The organism is Hydrogenophaga sp. T66 (genome assembly GCF_057219855.1).
Genome location: NZ_JBXVVX010000001.1, coordinates 1,729,166 through 1,748,843 on the forward strand (window position 1 = coordinate 1,729,166; position 19,678 = coordinate 1,748,843).

The 19,678-nt window shown below is 70.0% G+C and carries 13 protein-coding genes; 7 read left to right on the forward strand and 6 right to left on the reverse strand.

Annotated elements, in window-relative coordinates; all coding sequences use genetic code 11:
• Positions 1-51: 51 nt before the first annotated feature.
• The 5 genes from AC2D80_RS07950 to ppsA form a co-directional block, all read right to left on the reverse strand.
• Complete coding sequence (locus tag AC2D80_RS07950) at positions 52-2,172, reverse strand: sodium:solute symporter family protein (RefSeq protein ID WP_484632428.1); 2,121 nt, start codon at positions 2,170-2,172, stop codon at positions 52-54.
• 3 nt (positions 2,173-2,175) lie between these two features.
• A complete protein-coding gene (locus AC2D80_RS07955) occupies positions 2,176-2,430 on the reverse strand; it encodes a DUF4212 domain-containing protein (RefSeq protein ID WP_484632429.1) in 255 nt (84 codons plus the stop codon).
• Between the two features lie 150 nt (positions 2,431-2,580).
• Positions 2,581-3,156, reverse strand: a complete 576-nt coding sequence (locus AC2D80_RS07960) for a tetratricopeptide repeat protein (RefSeq protein ID WP_484632430.1) — start codon at positions 3,154-3,156, stop codon at positions 2,581-2,583.
• The gene (locus AC2D80_RS07965) at positions 3,153-3,449 is read right to left on the reverse strand and encodes a hypothetical protein (protein ID WP_484632431.1); all 297 of its coding nucleotides are present in this window, start codon (positions 3,447-3,449) and stop codon (positions 3,153-3,155) included. Before AC2D80_RS07965 ends, AC2D80_RS07960 begins: the two co-directional genes overlap by 4 nt.
• 251 nt (positions 3,450-3,700) lie before the next feature.
• Complete coding sequence (ppsA, locus tag AC2D80_RS07970; RefSeq protein ID WP_484632432.1) at positions 3,701-6,094, reverse strand: phosphoenolpyruvate synthase; 2,394 nt, start codon at positions 6,092-6,094, stop codon at positions 3,701-3,703.
• Positions 6,095-6,249: 155 nt separating this feature from the next.
• On the opposite strand from ppsA, the gene ppsR reads away from it, so the two are divergent.
• The 7 genes from ppsR (at position 6,250) to AC2D80_RS08005 (ending at position 17,972) form a co-directional block, all read left to right on the forward strand.
• Positions 6,250-7,071, forward strand: coding sequence for a posphoenolpyruvate synthetase regulatory kinase/phosphorylase PpsR (gene ppsR, locus AC2D80_RS07975; protein ID WP_484632433.1), 822 nt, complete (start codon positions 6,250-6,252; stop codon positions 7,069-7,071).
• A 296-nt stretch (positions 7,072-7,367) separates the two neighbouring features.
• Positions 7,368-9,029: an MFS transporter gene (locus AC2D80_RS07980; protein ID WP_484632434.1), complete on the forward strand. Its 1,662-nt coding sequence runs from the start codon at positions 7,368-7,370 to the stop codon at positions 9,027-9,029.
• Positions 9,030-9,111: 82 nt separating this feature from the next.
• On the forward strand, positions 9,112-9,282 hold the full coding sequence (locus tag AC2D80_RS07985; protein ID WP_484632435.1) for a hypothetical protein: 171 nt from the start codon (positions 9,112-9,114) through the stop codon (positions 9,280-9,282).
• A gap of 142 nt (positions 9,283-9,424) precedes the next feature.
• Positions 9,425-10,348 carry a caspase family protein gene (locus AC2D80_RS07990; protein WP_484632436.1) on the forward strand — a complete coding sequence of 308 codons (924 nt, stop codon included), beginning with the start codon at positions 9,425-9,427 and terminating at the stop codon, positions 10,346-10,348.
• Positions 10,349-10,361: 13 nt separating this feature from the next.
• Positions 10,362-11,342, forward strand: coding sequence for an N-acetylmuramoyl-L-alanine amidase (locus tag AC2D80_RS07995; RefSeq protein WP_484632437.1), 981 nt, complete (start codon positions 10,362-10,364; stop codon positions 11,340-11,342).
• A 7-nt stretch (positions 11,343-11,349) separates the two neighbouring features.
• On the forward strand, positions 11,350-16,938 hold the full coding sequence (locus AC2D80_RS08000) for a CHAT domain-containing protein (protein ID WP_484632438.1): 5,589 nt from the start codon (positions 11,350-11,352) through the stop codon (positions 16,936-16,938).
• The gene (locus AC2D80_RS08005) at positions 16,935-17,972 is read left to right on the forward strand and encodes a toll/interleukin-1 receptor domain-containing protein (protein ID WP_484632439.1); all 1,038 of its coding nucleotides are present in this window, start codon (positions 16,935-16,937) and stop codon (positions 17,970-17,972) included. The genes AC2D80_RS08000 and AC2D80_RS08005 overlap by 4 nt, the downstream gene beginning before the upstream one ends.
• A gap of 34 nt (positions 17,973-18,006) precedes the next feature.
• Here the strand turns inward: AC2D80_RS08005 and ahpF are convergent, their stop codons facing one another.
• Positions 18,007-19,584: an alkyl hydroperoxide reductase subunit F gene (gene ahpF, locus AC2D80_RS08010; RefSeq protein ID WP_484632440.1), complete on the reverse strand. Its 1,578-nt coding sequence runs from the start codon at positions 19,582-19,584 to the stop codon at positions 18,007-18,009.
• Positions 19,585-19,678 lie beyond the last annotated feature (94 nt).

Below are 19,678 nucleotides of genomic sequence, written 5' to 3' on the forward strand. Positions count from 1 at the left end.
GGGCTCCTGAGACCGCCACCGCGGGGGTGGCGATCAGGTCAGGCAGACCGATCAGGACATCTTCAGGTTCGGGTAGCGCACGTGCTCCACCAGTTCCTGGATCTTCTTGCTCGGGGCCGGGGTGATCAGGCTGACGATCACGATCACGGCGATACCGATCGGCACACCGAAGATACCGGCAGAGATCGGCGCGATGCCCCACCAGGTGTAATCGGCGATCGGGCCGGTCACGCCGAACAGGCCGCGCATCCAGGGCTGGGTGGTGGCCATGTAGTAGAACGTGACGGCGGTACCGATGATCATGCCGAGCACCGCGGCCGGGCCGGTGGCGCGCTTCCAGAAGATGCCGAGCACGAGCGCCGGGAAGAAGCCCGCAGCGGCCAGCGAGAACGCGGCGGACACCAGGAACAGGATGTCGGCGACCTTCAGCGACGCCACGTAGGCGGCAGCCAGGGCCACGACCAGCAGCAGGACCTTGGAGATGGTCACGCGGCGGGCGGTCGACGCGTTCGGGTCGATCATCTTGTAGTACAGGTCGTGCGACAGCGCGTTGGCGATCGTCAGCAGCAGACCGTCCGCGGTGGACAGCGCCGCGGCCAGACCGCCGGCAGCCACCAGACCGGAGATCACGTAGGGCAGGCCCGCGATTTCCGGCGTGGCCAGCACCACGATGTCACCACCGATGGTCATCTCGTTGAGCTGCAGGATGCGGTCGCCGTTTACGTCATTCACCGACAGCAGGGTCGGGTCGACGCGCGCCCACGAGGCCACCCACTGCGGCAACTGGTCAAACGGTGTACCCACCAGCACGCTGAACACCTCGTACTTGACCAGCACGGCCAGGGCCGGGGCGGTGAAGTACAGCAGGAAGATGAAGAACAGCGACCAAGTCACCGACTGACGGGCTTCCTTCACGCTGGGCACCGTGTAGTAGCGCATCAGGATGTGCGGCAGCGCGGCGGTACCCACCATCAGGCAGAAGATCAGCGCCAGGAAGTTGCGACGCGAGGTGTCGTACGCGGCTTGCGCCTTCTCGTCGCCGTTCGGATCGCCCGCGAAGGCCTGCGCGTGCGGCGCCATGCCGTTGAGCGGACGGGTCTTGGCGTCGGCGGCGGCCTTGGCAGCGGTCCAGGCCTTCTTGGCGGCTTCGGCGTCCTTCGGCAGACCGGCCAGCGCCTTCTCGGCGGCGGCGATCTCGGCGGCGGGCGCGTTGGCGGCCTTCAGGTCAGCCACTTTCTTCTCGGCGGCGGCCTTGTCGGCGGCCAGCGCAGCGGCGGGGTCCTTCAGCTTCTCGGCGAGGGCTGCCGAGCGGGCCTTGAAGACCTCACGCACTTCCACTTCCTTCGGATCGGTCGTCAGCACCTTTTCCTTGGCCGACACCTTCTCCAGCTGGTAGCCATAGGCCACCTGCGGCACCGGGTTGCTGGTCTGCTTCACCGACAGCCACACCACCGGGATCATGTAAGCCACGATCAGCACGATGTACTGGGCCACCTGCGTCCAGGTCACGGCGCGCATGCCGCCCAGGAACGAGCAGACCAGAATACCGCCCAGACCCAGGAACACACCCAGCTCAAACGCCACGCCGGTCAGGCGGGCGGTGATCAGGCCCACGCCGTAGATCTGCGCCACCACGTACACGAAGGACACGAGGATGGCGATCAGGATGCCGACGAAGCGGGCGGCGTTGCCGCCGTAGCGCTCACCCAGAAAGTCGGGAATCGTGAACTGGCCGAACTTGCGCAGGTACGGCGCCAGGAACAGCGCCACCAGGCAGTAGCCGCCCGTCCAGCCCATGATGAAGGCCAGGCCGCTGTAGCCCTGCAGGTACAGGGTACCGGCCATGCCGATGAAGGACGCGGCCGACATCCAGTCCGCGCCCGTAGCCATGCCGTTGTAGATGGCCGGCACCCGACGGCCGGCCACGTAGTACTCGGCAGCGTCGGTCGTGCGGCTCATGATGCCGATGCCGGCGTACAGGCCGATGGTGGCGAGCAGGAAGATGAAGCCGATCCACTCGCGCGGCAGGCCCAGCTGCTCCAGCACCGCCAGAACGATCACGAAGGCCGCGAAGCCCCCGGTGTACCAGCCGTAAACCTTGTTGAGCTGCGACTTGAACGCCTTGTTGGAGCCTCCGCCAGCGGCGGGGCCCGTTTCGAACATGCCAGCCATGGCTTATTCCTCCGCTTCCTCGACACCGTGTTCGATGTCGAGCTTGTTCATGTACCAGGCGTAGTAGCCGATGATGGCCACGTAACCCACCAAGGCGCCCTGTGCTCCGACCCAGAAGCTGAACGGCCAGCCGAAGAAGCTGAAGCTCAGATCCCGGGCGAAATAGCCCACCACAAACGTCAACACGAACCAGATAAACAGCAGGATTGCCGTGATCCTCAGGTTCTTCCGCCAGTACTGGCGGTGGCTTTCGGTCATTTCCACGATTCGACCTCCATCTGCAACACCCTCTCGGGCGAATCACGAGCGGCGCCCGTCTCCTCTGGGCACACTGCAACCAGCTCGCGGTTGTTGGGCGACCGCCGGTGGCGACCGCCCGCTCTTATTGCCGATCCGCCGCAGCGCGACTCAGGCCGGGGCTTTGCCCAGGCCCGTTTCGCGCTCCAGCTGAGCGGCCACTTTGGGCTCGAACCCGCGCAGGTGGCGAATGATCTTCGCCGCCTCTTCGGGCTCTTGCCGGTCCACATGCACCCGCGCCAGCTGATACCAGGCGTACGGGCTCATGGGTTGCAGTTCGGTGTTGCGACGCAGGGCCTGCACGGCCTCGTCGAAGCGGCGCTGGCGGATCAGGCAGATGCCCAAGCCATACCAGGCGCGGTCAAATTTCTCGTCGAGGGCGATGGCGCGCCGGAAAGCCGCCTCGGCCTGCTCCAGGCGGTCGCCCTCCTCGGCCACAAAGCCCAGGTTGAACCAGCCGGCCGCGAAATCGGGGTACAGCGCCACGATCTGCTCCAGCGTGGCGATGGCGGCGTCGCGCTGCCCGGTTTCCACCTGCAGGTGCGCCTGGGTGGACAGGGCGTACCGGTCCCGCGGGTCGATCACCAGCATCTGCTGCACGCGCTGCAGCGCGGCGTCGCGCTGGCCGAACAGCAGCAGGGCGCGGATCAGGGTGCGCAGGTAGAGCAGGTTGAGCGCGCGGTTCATTGGCACATCTCCACGCCGATGCGGATGCAGTGGTTGACCTTGGTCCAGGTCACGATCAGCCAGGCAAACGCCAGCAGCAGGAACGCCACCAGCGGCACGTGACGGTCCAGGATCACGCGGGGGGTGATGAAGCGGGCGATCTGGACAAAGGGCTTGCCGAGCGTCTCCAGCAGCTTGTAGAAGATGTTCCCCTCCTTTTTTTGGCCCGCGAGCAGGCCCAGCACCCACTGCCCAAACAGGGACAGCAGCGCGATCTCGACGATCAATTTGAGGGCGGAAATGAACAGCAACATAAGACGTCGTTAAGCTTGGCGCGATTCTTTCGGAGGGACTTACCGGACTCTTACAAGAGGGTCTCGCAACCGGGGGGAGGCAGGTCAAACCCCATTGGGGTTTTCCCCTGAGGTGCCATGTGACACCGCCGGCGTGAAGCCGGCGTGACAGGGCACGCCAGCAAAAACGGCGGACCCGAAGGTCCGCCGTCGCAGAAAAAAGGCCGGCATCGCCGGCCTTGGACACGCTCAGTGCCTCACTCAGAGGACCATCAGCCCTGGGCGAGCAGTTGCCAGGTGTCGACCACCGAGTCCGGGTTCAGCGAGATCGAGCTGATGCCCTCGGCGCGCAGCCACTGGGCAAAGTCCGGGTGGTCGCTGGGGCCCTGACCGCAGATGCCGACGTACTTGCCCTGCGCGCGACAGGCGCCAATCGCCATGCGCAGCATGGCCTGCACGGCCGGATCGCGCTCGTCGAAGTCGTGGGCCAGCAGCTCCAGGCCGGAGTCGCGGTCCAGGCCCAGGGTGAGCTGGGTCAGGTCGTTGGAGCCGATGGAGAAGCCGTCGAAGTACTGCAGGAAGTCCGCCGCCAGCACCGCGTTGCTCGGGATCTCGCACATCATGATCAGCTTGAGCTCGTTTTCGCCGCGGCGCAGCCCTTTCGCAGCGAGCAGCTCGGTCACGCGCTTGGCCTGCGCCAGCGTGCGCACGAAGGGCACCATCACCTGCACGTTGGTCAGGCCCATGTCCTCGCGCACGCGCTTGAGCGCCTCGCACTCCATGGCAAATGCCTCCGAGAACTCCGCGCTGATGTAGCGCGCCGCACCGCGGAAGCCGAGCATCGGGTTTTCTTCGTCCGGCTCATACCGCGAGCCCCCCACCAGCTTGCGGTACTCGTTGCTCTTGAAATCGGACAGCCGCACGATGACCGGCTTGGGCCAGAAGGCCGCGGCGATCGTGGCCACGCCTTCGGCCACCTTGTCCACGTAGAAGGCGCGCGGCGAGGCGTGGCCGCGAGCGACGGATTCCACCGCCTTCTTCAGGTCGGCATCCACGTTGGGGTAGTCCAGGATGGCCTTGGGGTGCACGCCGATGTTGTTGTTGATGATGAACTCCAGCCGCGCCAGGCCCACGCCCGCGTTGGGGATCTGGGCGAAGTCGAAGGCCAGCTGGGGGTTGCCGACGTTCATCATGATCTTCACGTCCAGCGCCGGCATGTCCCCGCGCTGCACCTCGGTGACCTCGGTCTCGAGCAAACCGTCGTAGATGTTGCCGGTGTCTCCCTCGGCGCAGCTCACGGTGACGAGCGTGCCGTCCTTGAGTGTGTCGGTCGCGTCGCCGCAGCCCACCACCGCGGGAATCCCCAGCTCACGGGCGATGATGGCCGCGTGGCAGGTGCGCCCGCCGCGGTTGGTGACGATGGCGCTGGCCCGCTTCATCACCGGCTCCCAGTTCGGGTCGGTCATGTCGGTCACCAGCACGTCGCCGGGCTGCACCTTTTCCATCTCGGTGATGCTGTGCACCAGCCGGACCGGGCCGGTCCCGACCTTCTGGCCGATAGCGCGACCGCTGGCCAGCACCGCGCCCTTGCCCTTGAGCTTGTAGCGAACCTCGGTCTTGCCGGCGCTCTGGCTCTTCACCGTCTCCGGACGCGCCTGCAGGATGTAGAGCTGGCCGTCGGTGCCGTCCTTGCCCCATTCGATGTCCATCGGACGACCGTAGTGCTGCTCGATGACCAACGCGTACTTCGCCAGCTGCTCGACATCGGCCTCGCTCAGGCTGTAGCGGTTGCGCTGCTCGACCGGCACGTCCACCGTCTTGACGAGCTTGCCGGTGGCCGCCTTTTCCTCGGCCGAGCTGAACACCATCTGGATCAGCTTGGATCCCAGGTTGCGGCGGATCACGGCGCGCTTGCCCGCTTGCAGCATGGGCTTGTGCACGTAAAACTCATCCGGGTTCACCGCACCCTGCACCACCGTCTCACCCAGGCCATAGCTGCTGGTGATGAACACCACATCTTCAAAGCCGCTTTCGGTGTCGATGGTGAACATCACGCCCGCGGCACCCAGGTCGGAGCGCACCATGCGCTGCACACCCGCCGACAGCGCAACGTCGGCGTGGGCGAAGCCCTTGTGCACGCGGTAGCTGATGGCGCGGTCGTTGTAGAGGGAGGCAAACACCTCCTTCATCTTGTGCAGCACGTCCTCGATGCCGACGACGTTGAGGAAGGTCTCCTGCTGCCCGGCGAACGACGCATCGGGCAGGTCTTCGGCGGTGGCGGACGAGCGCACGGCGAACGAAGCCTGCGGGTTGCCGGCGCTCAGGCGCGCAAACTCGGCGCGGATCGCGGCCTCCAGGTCCGCCGGAAAAGGCTGGGCCTCGACCATGGCGCGGATTTCAGCGCCGGCCGCGGCCAGCGCGCGCACGTCTTCGGTGTCGAGCGCGTCGAGGCGGGCGTTGATGCGGTCGGTCAGGCCGCCGTGCTTGAGGAACTCGCGGAACGCGTGCGCGGTGGTGGCAAAGCCGGTGGGCACCTTCACGCCGCTGGGCAGCTGCGAGATCATTTCGCCGAGGCTGGCGTTCTTGCCGCCGACGGCCTCGACATCGCTCATCCTGAGCTTCTCGAACGGAACGACCAGGTCGGTCGCGCCAAACAGGTTGGACATGGAAAGACTCCTGAGGTTGGTAAACCGGGGTTCCATGCGCCAGCGAGAGACCTGTGATTCTGTTGTGGGTCAGGCACCGGGCAAGGCTGCAAGGCGGGCGTGGGCGGGCCGGATAATGCCCCCACGCAATACCCCGCATTGTAAGGACGGCTCCCATGCCCCACCGCACGGTCTTCTTCATCTCGGATGGCACCGGCATCACCGCCGAAACCTTCGGCAACGCCATCCTGGCCCAGTTCGAGAACAGCATGCGCCGCGTGCGCCTGCCCTTCATCGACAACGTGGACAAGGCGCACCAGGCCGTGCGCCAGATCAACCACACCGCCGAACTCGAAGGCAAGCGGCCACTGGTGTTCACCACCGTGGTCAACCTGGAAGTCCTCAACGTCTTTCGCCAACACAGCCACGGCATGCTGCTGGACATGTTCGGCACCTTCGTCGAGCCGCTTGAGGCGGAGTTGGGCATCAAGAGCAACCACCGCGTGGGCCGCTTCTCCGACGCGTCCAAAAGCAAGGCCTACAACGACCGCATCGAGGCCATCAACTTCTCCCTGGCCCACGACGATGGCCAGAGCAACAAAGACCTGGAGTCGTCCGACGTGATCCTGGTCGGCGTGAGCCGCAGCGGCAAGACACCGACCTCGCTGTACCTGGCGATGCAGTACGGGCTCAAGGCGTCGAACTACCCCCTGATCCCCGAAGACTTCGAGCGTCGCAAGCTGCCGCCGGCGCTGGTGCCGCACCGCAAGAAGCTGTTCGGGCTGACGATCGCGCCCGAGCGCCTGAGCGAGATCCGCAACGAGCGCCGGCCCAACTCGCGCTACGCGAGCCTGGAGAACTGCCGCATGGAAGTGGCGGAGGCGGAGGCCATGATGCGGCGCGAGGGGATCCGGTGGTTGTCCACCACCACAAAGTCGATCGAAGAGATCGCCACGACCATCCTGCAGGAAGTGCGGCCCGAGCGGCTGGAGTATTGATCCGGCGGGCGGCTCGGCCCCTCGCCTCGAGGCCTGCACCGGTGCTTGCATCGGACTGACATCGACCTTGCATCGGCACTGGCCTTGGCGCCCGTGCCGGCGCTTCATTAAGCGCAACTTACAGGTCGTACTTATCGCGCCCAGCTCTTACGCAGCGCTTGCAAAGCGCTATCAAAATCGTAGGTGAAAACACCGGCGGAACTTGGGCCCGCGCGTCAGAACGCGGTCAGTCGCGATTTTGAGAATCCCGCACATCGGTTCGTCGAACCGGTCATGCAACCCAACGGAGACTCATCATGGCGAAAGCAGAAAACCGCCCGATGTCCGCCGAGGAACGCAAGGTCATCTTTGCGTCCTCGCTGGGCACGGTGTTCGAGTGGTACGACTTCTATCTGTACGGCTCGCTCGCCGCGATCATCGCGAAACAATTCTTCAGCGGCCTTGACGCCGGCTCGGCGTTCATCTTCGCCCTGCTCGCCTTCGCCGCCGGCTTCATCGTCCGCCCCTTCGGCGCGCTGGTCTTCGGCCGCCTCGGCGACATGATCGGTCGCAAATACACCTTCCTGGTCACAATCCTGCTCATGGGCGGCGCGACCTTCATCGTCGGCATCCTGCCCACCTACGCCCAAATCGGCGTGGCCGCACCCATCATCCTGATCGTGCTGCGTCTGCTGCAGGGCCTGGCGCTGGGCGGTGAGTACGGCGGTGCGGCCACCTACGTGGCCGAACACGCCCCGCACGGCCGCCGCGGCGCCTACACCGCCTGGATCCAGACCACCGCAACGCTGGGCCTGTTCCTGTCGCTGATGGTCATCCTGGGCACCCGCACCATCGTGGGTGAAGAGGCTTTTGCCGACTGGGGTTGGCGCGTGCCGTTCCTCGTGTCGATCCTCCTGCTGGCCATCTCGGTGTGGATCCGCCTGTCGATGAACGAATCGCCGGCTTTCCAGAAGATGAAGGCCGAGGGCAAGACCTCCAAGGCCCCGCTGTCGGAGTCGTTTGGCCAGTGGCGCAACCTGAAGATCGTGATCCTGGCCCTGGTGGGTCTGGTGATGGGTCAGGCCGTGGTCTGGTACACGGGCCAGTTCTACGCGCTGTTCTTCCTGACGCAAGCGCTCAAGGTGGACGGTGCCACGGCCAACATCCTGGTGGCCGCCTCGCTGATCATCGGCACGCCCTTCTTCGTGGTGTTCGGCGCCCTGTCCGACAAGATTGGCCGCAAGCCGATCATTCTGGCCGGCTGCCTGCTGGGCGCGCTGACCTACTTCCCGGTGTTCACCGCGCTGACCAAGGCCGCCAACCCGGCCCTGCACGCCGCGCAACAGAACGCCAAGGTGGTGGTGGTCGCCGATCCGGCCGAGTGCTCGTTCCAGTTCAACCCGACCGGCACCGCCAAGTTCACCAGCTCGTGCGACATCGCCAAGCAGGTGCTGGCGGCCAACTCGGTGAGCTATGAAAACCAGGTGGGCACCGCTGGCGCCACCGCCGTGATCAAGGTGGGCGACACCGTGATCGAGGGCTACACCTCGCGCGGTCTGCCGGCCGACCAGGCCAAGGCCAAGGACGCCGAGTTCAAGAAAGGCGTGATCGACGCGCTGCGCGCCGCGGGCTACCCGGCCAAGGCCGACCCGGCGCAAGTGAACAAGCTCATGATCATCGCCATCCTCACCTACCTGGTGATCCTGGTGACCATGGTCTATGGCCCGATCGCCGCCATGCTGGTCGAGCTGTTCCCCACCCGCATCCGCTACACCTCGATGAGCCTGCCGTACCACATCGGCAACGGCTGGTTCGGCGGCCTGCTGCCCACCACCGCCTTCGCCATCGTGGCGCAGACCGGCAACATGTACAACGGCCTGTGGTACCCGATCATCATCGCCGCGGTGACTTTCGTCATCGGCCTGCTGTTCGTCAAAGAGACCAAGGACGTGGACATCTACGCGGAAGACAACCGCTGATGCATCCCGGGGCGGGCGCACGCGCCCGCCCGCGCCCGACGCCCCGGCCCCCGGGGCGTCTCCCTTTCCCCCGGAGTACCCCATGGTCAAGATCATCATCGCCTTCGTCGTTTTTTCCGCCGGTGCCCTGTTCCTGCTGATGCAGGGCGGCGACATCAACATGGCCGGCGAGAGCCACGGCATCGACGCCAGCCACGCCGAAAAGCCGGCCGCTGCCGCGCCCTCGGCCCCGGCCGCACCGGCCACGAAGTGAGTCGATTTCTGAAGAAATCGTCACGAACTCTCGATTCGTGACTTCTGCTTACTTTTCAACGGATCGGCGATCTTCCTGATTGCTTTGGACTTCACAGAATCGCGATGCCTGTCACACCCGGCATCCTTTTCTGGAGAAGTCCATGTCCCACGCCCACCACCCCGCGGCCGGCCGCGCGCTGTCGCTGCACATCGGCGTCAACACGGTTGACCCGATCCACTACGCCGGCTGGAGCGGCCCACTGGCCGCCTGCGAATTCGACGCCCGCGACATGGCGACCGTCGCCACGTCACGGCAGTTCGATCCCACCCTTCTGCTGACCGCCGACGCCACCCGTGGCGCCGTGATACGCCAGCTGCGCGCCGCGGCCGCTGCCCTGCGCGCGGGCGACCGCTTCTTCCTGACCTTTTCCGGCCACGGCGGGCAGGTGGACGACACCTCCGGCGATGACGACGAAACCGACCGGCTCGACGAAACCTGGTGTCTGCACGACGGCCAGTTGATCGACGACGAGCTGTATTACGAGCTCAGCCGGTTCGCCGCCGGCGTGCGCATCCTCGTGCTGTCCGACAGCTGCCACAGCGGCACGGCGGTGCGCGCCGGCCCGCCGTCGGCCGCGTCGCTGGCCGGCGAACCGCGGCGCGTGCGGCAGATGCCCAGCGCGACCGCCCGGGCCGTGTATGAAGCCCACCGGCCCTTCTACGACAGCCTGCAGCGGGCGGTGAAGGCCGCTGTCGACGAGGAGGTCGACGCGGGGGCCCGCGACCCCGACGCCGCGCTCGCCCAGGTGCCCACGCCCACCCGCATCGCGCCGCTGGTGCGGCGCTTTCGCCCATCGGTGGTGCTGATCTCCGGCTGCCAGGACAACCAGTTCTCCATGGACGGGGCCCACAACGGCGCCTTCACCGAGCGGCTGCTGACGGTGTGGGACGGTGGGCGCTTCCACGGCAGTTTGGAGCGATTTCACGCCCACATCGTCGCCGGCATGCCGCCCACGCAATCGCCGAACCTCTTCACCCTGGGGCCGGCGCAGGCGATGCTCGAACAGGCCCCCCTGGCCCCCTGAGCGCAGGCCCGCCATGCTGACCGTGCGCGACCACTGGCTGGAGGGCGCTGACGTCACGCGCCAGCCCACACCCAACACCGGCGGCCCGCTGCGGCCGCGCTACCTCGTGTTGCACTACACCGCCGGCCGCAACCTGGAGAGCTCGGTGCAATCGCTGTGCACCCGCAAGCCCCAGGGCAACGCCTCGGCCCACCTTGTGCTCGGGCGCGACGGGCGCATCGTGCAGCTCGCCCCCTTCAATCTGGTCACCTGGCACGCCGGCGTGAGCCAGTGGGCCGGACTGAACGGTCTGAACCCCTGGGCCATCGGCATCGAGATGGACAACGCGGGGCTGCTGCACCGCCAGGGCGACCGCTGCTGCGCGTGGTTCGGCCAGGCCTACCCCGCCGAGGAGATCGTCGAGGCTGCCCACGCGCACGGCGGCGGCGTGCAGCCCTGGCACGCCTACACGCCGGCGCAGATTGAGCGCGCGCTGGCGCTGTGCGAGCTGCTGGTGGGGCACTACGGGCTGGAGGATGTGCTGGGGCATGAAGACATCGCGCGCGGCCGCAAATGCGACCCGGGCCCGGCTTTTCCGATGGAGGCCGTGCGGGCCCAGGCCCTGGGCCGGGGGTCCGACACGCCGCCGCGGTGGGTGGTCAACGCCACCCGGCTGAACATCCGCAGCGCGCCGTCGGCCGACGCGCCGAAACTGGCGGCCGCGTTGCCACGCGGCACCGAACTGATTGCCCTGGAGCCGCGCGACCGCTGGACGCGGGTGGCGGTGGTGGGCGTGACCGACCTCGAAGGCTGGGTCTGCAACGACTTCATCGTGCGCCTGCCCCAGCCGCGCCACGCCGCCACCGACGCCGCGCCGCCCGCGCGCTGGGAGCGCCTGGCGCCAGAAACCAGCCCGCGCGCGAGGCGGACAGCGGCGACGACTACCGCGCAGTCCCCCACGCGCGGTGCCAGCCGCGGTGCCGCCCGCACCGCGTCCAGAACCCAGCCCCGCTGAGGCCGCCATGAGCCACGCCGCCCCCGACCTCGTGCTGCTGGTTCCGGGTCGCCCGGGCACGCCTCCCGCCCACGGCCCCAGCGCCGAAGCAACCCGCACCACGCCACGGCGACGATCCAAACGCCCCGATCCCCCCGACCGCGCGGACGACGCCACCGGCCTCGTCGAGCGCATCACCCTCGGCACCGCCCGCGAGGGCGATCCGGCGCCGCACCGCTTCATCGCCCGCCCCGGTCACGACGTGGTCGAACTCGAGATCGAACACGGGCCCGCGCTCCTGCTGCACCCGCAAACGGTGCGTGAACTGCTCACGGCTCAGGCCGGTGCCGCCCGGGCGCGCGACGACGGGACCGCAGCGCTGCCGCTCCCGACGGTGCTGGACTGGCCCACGCCCGGCGGGACGACGCGCGCCGCGGGGGCCAGCGGCGGGTCGGGCGTGCGGCTGCGGTCCATCGGGCGCTGGCGCCCCCCCGGCGCCACGCCGGTGGCCGAACTCACGGCCGAGGCCATCGCCCGACGCGTCGACGAGCAAGCCCCGCCGGGCCTGTACCGCCTCTCGCCCCACGCGCTTTCCGAACCACCGGTGGCCAGCGACCGGGTCGCGGAGGCGCCAGCCGCCGATGGCCCGCTGCTGGTGCTGCTGCACGGCACCTTCTCCACCACCGCGGGCACCTTCGCCGGTCTGTGGCAGCGGCAACGTCCGGTGCTCGATGCGCTGTTTGCCCGCTACCCGCAGCGGGTGTACGGCTTCGAACACGCCACGCTGCGCGACAGCCCTGTGGCCAACGCGCTGGCGCTGGCGCGCACCCTGCCGGCCGGCGCACGCCTGCACCTGCTGACCCACTCGCGCGGCGGGCTCGTCGCCGAGGTGCTGGCGCGCGCCGCCGCGCCGGGCGACCCGCTGGCCGGCTTTGATGGCGCACACGCCGCGCCGGGTGACGCGGCGGCGCTCGCTGCACTGGCCGCGCTGCTGCGCGATCGCGGCATCCGCGTCGAGCGCGTCGTGCGGGTGGCCTGCCCGGCCCACGGCACGCTGCTCGCCTCCGGCCGGCTCGACGCTTATGTGTCCGTGCTTCGCTGGACACTGCAGCTCGCCGGCGTGCCGGTGGCGCCGGCGCTGCTGGGCTTTCTGGGCGACGTGGCCCGGGTGCGCACCGACCCGGCCGCCCTGCCCGGCCTGCAGGCCATGACGCCGGGCAGCGCGCTCGTGCGCTGGCTGCAGGGCGCGGATCGGGACCAGCCCCTGCCCGGCGAACTGCGCGTGGTGGCCGGTGATCTCGACGGCGACTCGGTGATGTCCTGGGTGAAGACCCTGCTGGCCGACGCCTTCTTCTGGACCGACAACGACCTCGTGGTGCAAACCGCGTCGATGTACGGCGGGGGCCCGCGCCAGCGCGGCGCCGCCCGCTCCAACGCCCTTTTCGCCCGCGTCGAGGGAGGCCAGGCCACGCACTTCGGCTACTTCAGCGACCCCGGCGCGGCCGCACTCATCGGCCGCGCGCTCCTCGACAGTGACCCGGCCGGGTTCGCCCCGATCGGCCCCTTGTCCTGGGCCGGGGAGTCGTCGTCGGGCACCCGCGCGGTGCGCACGGCGCCGCGCACGATCCCGGCCAACCGGCCCGTGCTTCTCCTGCTCCCCGGCCTGCTGGGCAGCCACCTCGCGGCCGGCGAGCGCCGCGTGTGGCTGAGCTGGGGCTTGTTGAACCGGCTCGACCGGCTGGCCTGGCCCGACCCGGGCCCCCCCGTGCGTCCCGACGGCGCGCTGGAAGACCACTACGACGCCCTCGGTGCCCACCTGGGTGCCACCCACGACGTGGTCATCGCCGACTACGACTGGCGCGCGCCGCTTGAAGACACCGCGGCGCGGCTGGCTCCGGTGCTGCGCGACGCCCTCGACCGCACCGAGGCCGGGGGCCAGCCCGTGCGGCTGCTGGCCCATTCGATGGGCGGTCTGGTGGCGCGCACGCTCGCGCTGGAGCAGCCCGCGCTGTGGACACGTTGGGCCGCCCGACCGGGCGCGCGGCTCCTGCAGCTCGGCACGCCCAACGGCGGGTCCTGGGCACCCATGCAGGCCCTCAGCGCCGACGATCCCTTTGCCCTCCTGCTCGGAGCGGTCGGCCTGCCGCTGCGCGACCACGCCGCGCGGCAGCTCATGGCCGGCCTGCCCGGCTTTGTCCAACTGCAGGCCGGGCTCGGCGGTGTCGAGGGGCTCCACCGGCAAGAGCGCTGGATCGGCCTCGCGGAACGCGACCACGCCGCCATCGCCGACGCGACCCGCTGGCACACCGAGGACCTGCCCACCAGCCCCTACCGCTGGGGCATCCCACCGCAGGCGCTGCTCGATCGCGCGCTGGCCCTGCGCGAGCGGCTGGACGCCCAGGTCCGCGACGACCTGCCGCACTGGCGCCACACCGTGGCCATCGTGGTCGGCCAGGCCCGCCACACGCCGGGCGGCCACACCATCGACCCCCGGGAAGGCCTGACCTATCTGGACGCGCCCGACGGCGGCGACGGCCGCGTGCCCCTCGGCAGCGCCTTGCTGCCGGACGTGCCGGCGTGGCAAGCCCCGGCCGCGCACGATGCGCTGCCCGCCCACACCCCAGCCTTCGACGCCTACCTCGATCTGCTCACCTCCGGCCAGACCCAGCGGCTGCCACGCGTGAACCCGCCGCCAGCGGCGGCGGTCCGCGGCGCGGGTCCGGGGACGCACCCACCGCGCCTGCCGCGGGCGCGGCACCACCCTCCCCGGGTCGGCGACCCGCCGCCCGGGGCGCCCCGCGGCACGGACGACGCGCCCGCGGACGCCGCGTTGCGCGTCACCGTCCACCACGGCAACCTGAAATTCCTGCGTCACCCGCTGATCGTGGGCCACTACGGCGGCACCGGTCTGGGAGGCAGCGAGTCCGTGGTGGACCGCTACCTCGGCGGCGCGCTCTCCGCCTCACTGGCCGCCGGCCTGTACCCCGACCGCTTGGGCTCCCACCAGGTCTTCACCAACCACCACGCCGATCCCGAGAACCCGCTCGCGCTACCACGGCCGCCGCTGGTGGTCGTCTGCGGCTTGGGCAGCGAGGGGGCCCTGGACACCCACGATCTGGTCCACACCCTGCGGCAGGCTGTGCTGGCCTGGGCCTTGCGCGAGACGCAGCACGCGGGCGATCCGGCCGGCGAGCGGCCGGCCCGGGCGCCCCGCGCCATCGCCGCCACCCTCATCGGCAGCGGCGGCGCCGGCATCACGCCCGCTGCGGCGGCCCGGGCGCTGGCACGGGCGGTGCATGAAGCCAACGAGCGCCTGCGCCTGACCGCCGGACGCCGGGCCGCGTCGCATGCCATCGACGAACTGCACATCGTCGAGCTGTACCTCGACCGCGCCACCGAAGCCTGGCAGGCGTTGCGCCCGCGCGCCGGAGCGCCGGCCCAGCCCTGGACGCTGGGCCCCTGCATCGTGCCCGGCGTCGGGGGCATGGCGCGACCCGCCGAGGGCGGCTACCGCGGCTCACGCTATGACTTTGTGAGCGCCATCACCGGCGCCACCCAGCACGGTCGTCCTGCCATCCTGTACACGCTGGACACCCGGCGCGCGCGCTCGGAAGTCCGCGCCCAAAGTGCGCAGACGGGTCTGGTTCGGGAACTGGTGCGGCGCGCGTCGCAGCACGCCCCGCGCGACCCGGCGATCGGCCGCACCTTGTTTCAGCTGCTGGTGCCCGTGGGTCTGGAGCCGGCGTTGATGGCCACCAGCGACCTGTTGCTCGAGCTCGACAGCGGCACCGCCGCCATTCCCTGGGAACTGCTGGACGCGCCGGCGGCCGACGAGCCGGGCCTGCGCGAGCCCTGGGCCCTGCGCAGCAAGCTGATCCGACGGCTGCGCACCGGTGACTTCCGGGCCCAGGTGAGCGACGCCCGGCGCGAAGACGCGGTGCTGATCGTCGGCGAGCCCGACTGCGACCCGTCACGCTATGCCCGCTTGCCCGGCGCGCGCGCCGAGGCGGCGGCCGTGGCTGAAGCCCTGCGGGCGCAAGGGCAGCCGCCCGACCGCCTGCACACCCTGATCGCCCCGGACGATGCCCCCGGACCCGATGCGGCCGCCGTCGTGCAGGCGCTGCTCGCGCGGCGCTACCGGGTTGTCCACCTCGCGGGCCATGGGGAGAGCACCGAGACAGCGGGCATAGGTGGAGCGCCGCAGCCGCGCGGTCTGGTGCTCAGCGACGGCGCCTACCTCGGGCCCGACGAGGTTGGCGCCATGCGCGTCGTGCCCGAGCTGGTGTTTCTCAACGCGTGCCACCTCGGCGCCGATCACGGCCCCGCGCTGGGTCCCAGCCACGACCGCGCAGCGTTCGCGGCCGGGATCGCCCGCCAGCTGATCGACACCGGCGTGCGTTGCGTGGTGGTTGCCGGGTGGGCGGTCGACGACGAACCGGCCGCCGCGTTCGCCGCCGCCTTCTACGATGCCCTGCTGGGCGGCCAGCGCTTCATGGACGCGGTCCACAGCGCGCGCCACGCGGCCCGCCGACACAGCCCCGGCAGCCACACCTGGGCGGCTTACCAGTGTTACGGCGACCCCGACTGGGTCTGGCACCGCGATGACGCCCAGCGGGCCGCCACCGGCCCGGTCGCCACCGAGCCGGGGCCCGCCATCGGGTCGGCCACCGCGCTGCAGCTGGCGCTCGACAGCCTGGCCGTGGAGAGCCTCACGCAAGGCGCGGCCGGTGGACGGGAACGGGAGCGGCAGCGGGAGCGACTGAGCCAACTGGAAGACGCCTGGGCCGGCCGCTGGGGCGCGCAGGGGGCGGTCGCCGAGGCGTTTGGGCGCGCCTGGCTGCACAGCGGCGACACCGGGCGGGCGCTCGCCTGGTACGACCGCGCCCGCGCCGCCGCCGATGGCAGCGCCAGCCTGCGCGCGGCCGAACAGCACGCCAACCTGCTCGCCCGCCGGGCCTGGGAGCGCTGGCGCGACGCGCCAGCCGCCGAGCGCGGGTCCGATGCCTTCGCCAGCGCCAGTGCCGATCTCGACACCGCCCTCGCCGCACTCGACGCGCTGCTGGCGCTGGGCGTCACCGCCGAACGCCACAGCCTGCGCAGCGCCGTCCACAAGCGACGCGCACTCATCGCCCGCGAACGGGCCGACGACCACACCGCCCAGGCCGCGCTGCAGGCCATGGCCCGGGACGCCGAGCGCGCCCACGCGCTGGCCGACGACGCCGCCGATCCCCGGCGCTTCTACCCCGCGCTCAACCGGCTGGCCGCGGACTGGTGCGTGGGGGCGGCGCTGGACGAGCCCCTGGCCCGACGCACGCGCGAAGACCTGCTGCGCCTGCGCCGCGATGACCCGGACTTCTGGAGCGTGGTCGGACTCGCCGATCTGACGCTCATCGAAGCCCTGCAACGCGGCGATCTGGCCGCTCAGGCCAGCGAGATCGAGCGTGCGTGGGTCGCGCTGCACGACCGCATCGGTGCTGCCTGGCTGTGGGCCTCGGTGGCCGACCAGGTGGCACTGCTGCTGGGCTCGCGGGCGCTGACCGGCCACCCGGCCGCGGCCGCCCTGCGCGCCCGGGTCGACGCCCTCGCCGGACGACACACCGACAGGGGCCCCGCGTGAACCGGGTGTTCATCAGCTACCGCAGCGCCGACGGCAAAAAAGACGCCGGCCGGCTGGCGCACGATCTCAACCGCGCGCTGGGGGCGGACGCCGTGTTCTTCGACAAGCAGGACTTGCGCGGCGGCAGCGCCTGGCGCGACGCCATCGGCGCCGCGCTGCACGCCCGCCCGGTCGTGCTGCTCGTGGTCACACCGCGGCTGCTGGAGGACCGCACCCCCGACGGCGCACGCCGCATCGACGCGCCGGACGACCCGGTGCGCGGTGAGCTGATGGCCGCCCACGCCGCCGGCGCGCGCGTGGTGCCCTTGCTCACCGAGGGCGTGGCCATGCCACCGGCCGCCGACTGGCCCGCGGCACTCGCCTTCCTCGCCGACACACACGCCCTCAAGCTGCGCACCGAGGACTGGGACACCGATTGGGCCCGCCTGATGGACGATCTGGCTGCCCACGGCATCCGGCCTCCGACCCGCCCCTCCACCCGACCCCGCGAACCCTCCCTCCGGCCGGCGTCGCCACGGCCGGCGTCGCCATCGCCCGGGCATGCCCGCTGGGGCGCGGTGATCGGCGCCGTCACGCTGGCGCTCGGCCTGGCGGTTGCCCTGACGATGGCCCTGACAACGGGTTGGACCGGCAGCGCCGGACAGGGCGGTTCGGCCTCTGCCACGGTGGCCGGCGAGTGGATCGACGACAGCCTGCCTGGCCGGCCGGTGCGGGTGGTGATCGAACGGGAGGGTGACGAATTCACGCTGCGCAGCGAGCCGGTGCCGCTGGAGGATCTGCCGGACTGGGCGGCTTACGCCGAACGCCAGCGCGCCCAGGGCATGACGATCGAGACCCTGCGCTACACCGCCCGCGGGCCGTGGCAGGCCGACGCGGTGCACGGGCCCATGACCGTGGTCGGCGGCGGGGGCGCCGGCCCGCTGGACACCGGCGCGCTCAGCCTGACGCTGCAGGACGGCGGCCGGACCCTCGCGGGCACGCTGTGGAGCAACGGCGATCAGGACGCCGAAGCGGTGTCCCTGCGCCGGCCCTGAGCCGCGTCGAGCGACCGGGCAGAGCCCCGCCGCTTCAGGCGGCGGCGGGCTCGACCACCGGCTGGCGGATCAGGTGGTCGAAAGCGCTGAGCGCGGCCTTCGAGCCTTCGCCCGCGGCGATCACGATCTGCTTGTAGGGCACGGTCGTGCAGTCGCCGGCGGCAAACACGCCCGGCACGTTCGTGTGGCCCTTGTCGTCCACCACGATTTCGCCGAAGCGGCTGAGTTCGATCGTGCCCTTGAGCCACTCGGTGTTGGGCACCAGGCCAATCTGCACGAACACGCCTTCGAGCTCGAGGTGGCGCGTCTCACCGCTCACCCGGTCCTTGTAGCTCAGGCCGTTGACCGTGCCGCCGGCGCCGGTGATCTCGGTGGTCTGGGCGCTGGTGTGGATGCGCACGTTAGGCAGGCTCTTGAGCTTGTTCACCAGCACGGCGTCGGCCTTCAGGCTGTCGGCGAATTCCAGCAGGTCCACCTGCGCCACGATGCCGGCCAGGTCGATCGCGGCCTCGACGCCGGAGTTGCCGCCGCCGATCACCGCCACGCGCTTGCCCTTGAACAGCGGGCCATCGCAGTGCGGGCAATAAGCCACGCCCTTGTTGCGGTACTCCGCCTCGCCGGGCACGTTCACGTTGCGCCAGCGGGCGCCGGTCGACAGGATCACGCTGCGCGCTTTCAGCGTCGCACCGTTGGCCATGTGAACCTGGATCAGGCCGCCGGGCTCGCGGGCCGGCACCAGGGTTTCGGCGCGCTGCAGGTTCATCAGGTCCACGCCGTAGTGGCGGACCTGCGACTCCAGCGCGGCGGCGAATTTCGGACCGTCGGTCTCCAGCACGCTGATGTAGTTCTCGATGGCCAGCGTGTCGTTGGTCTGGCCGCCGAAACGCTCGGCCGCCACGCCCACGCGGATGCCTTTGCGCGCGGCGTACACAGCCGCGGCCGCACCGGCGGGGCCACCGCCGACGATCAACACATCAAACGGGTCCTTGGCGTCGAGCTTGGCGGCTTCGCGCTGGTCGGCGTTGACGTCAAGCTTGGCCACGATTTCCTGCAGCGTCATGCGGCCGGAACCAAACACCTCGCCGTTGAGGAACACCATCGGCACCGCCATCACCTGACGCTGCTCGACCTCGGCCTGGTACAGGCCGCCATCAATCACCACGGTCTGCACCGCGGGGTTGCGCACCGCCATCAGCGACAGCGCCTGCACCACGTCGGGGCAGTTGTGGCAGGACAGGCTCATGTAGACCTCGAAGCGGAAGTCGCCGCGCAGGGCATCCACCGCCTCCAGCGTCTCGGCGTCCTCCTTGGGCGGGTGACCGCCGGTCCACAGCAGGGCCAGCACCAGCGAGGTGAACTCGTGACCCAGCGGGATCGCCGCAAAGCGCACGCCACGGGTCTCGCCCTCGCGGGCGATCACAAACGACGGGCGGCGCTCATCGCTGCCGGATTCGTCGACCGTGACGCGGTCGGACAGGCTGGCGATGGTGTTGAGCAGCTCGCGCATCTCGGCCGCGGCGGGCGAGGCGTCGAGCGAGGCGATGAGGCGGATCGGGCGCTGCAGGCGGGTGAGGTAACCCTGCAGCTGGGCCTTGAGCGTGTCGTCGAGCATGGCGAAATCTCCGGGTGGTTCAGCGTTTTGCGAAGGGCGCTGGGCGCGGGTGGCGCGCAACGCCCGACGCGAAACCCTCAACGGGTTCGGGTCC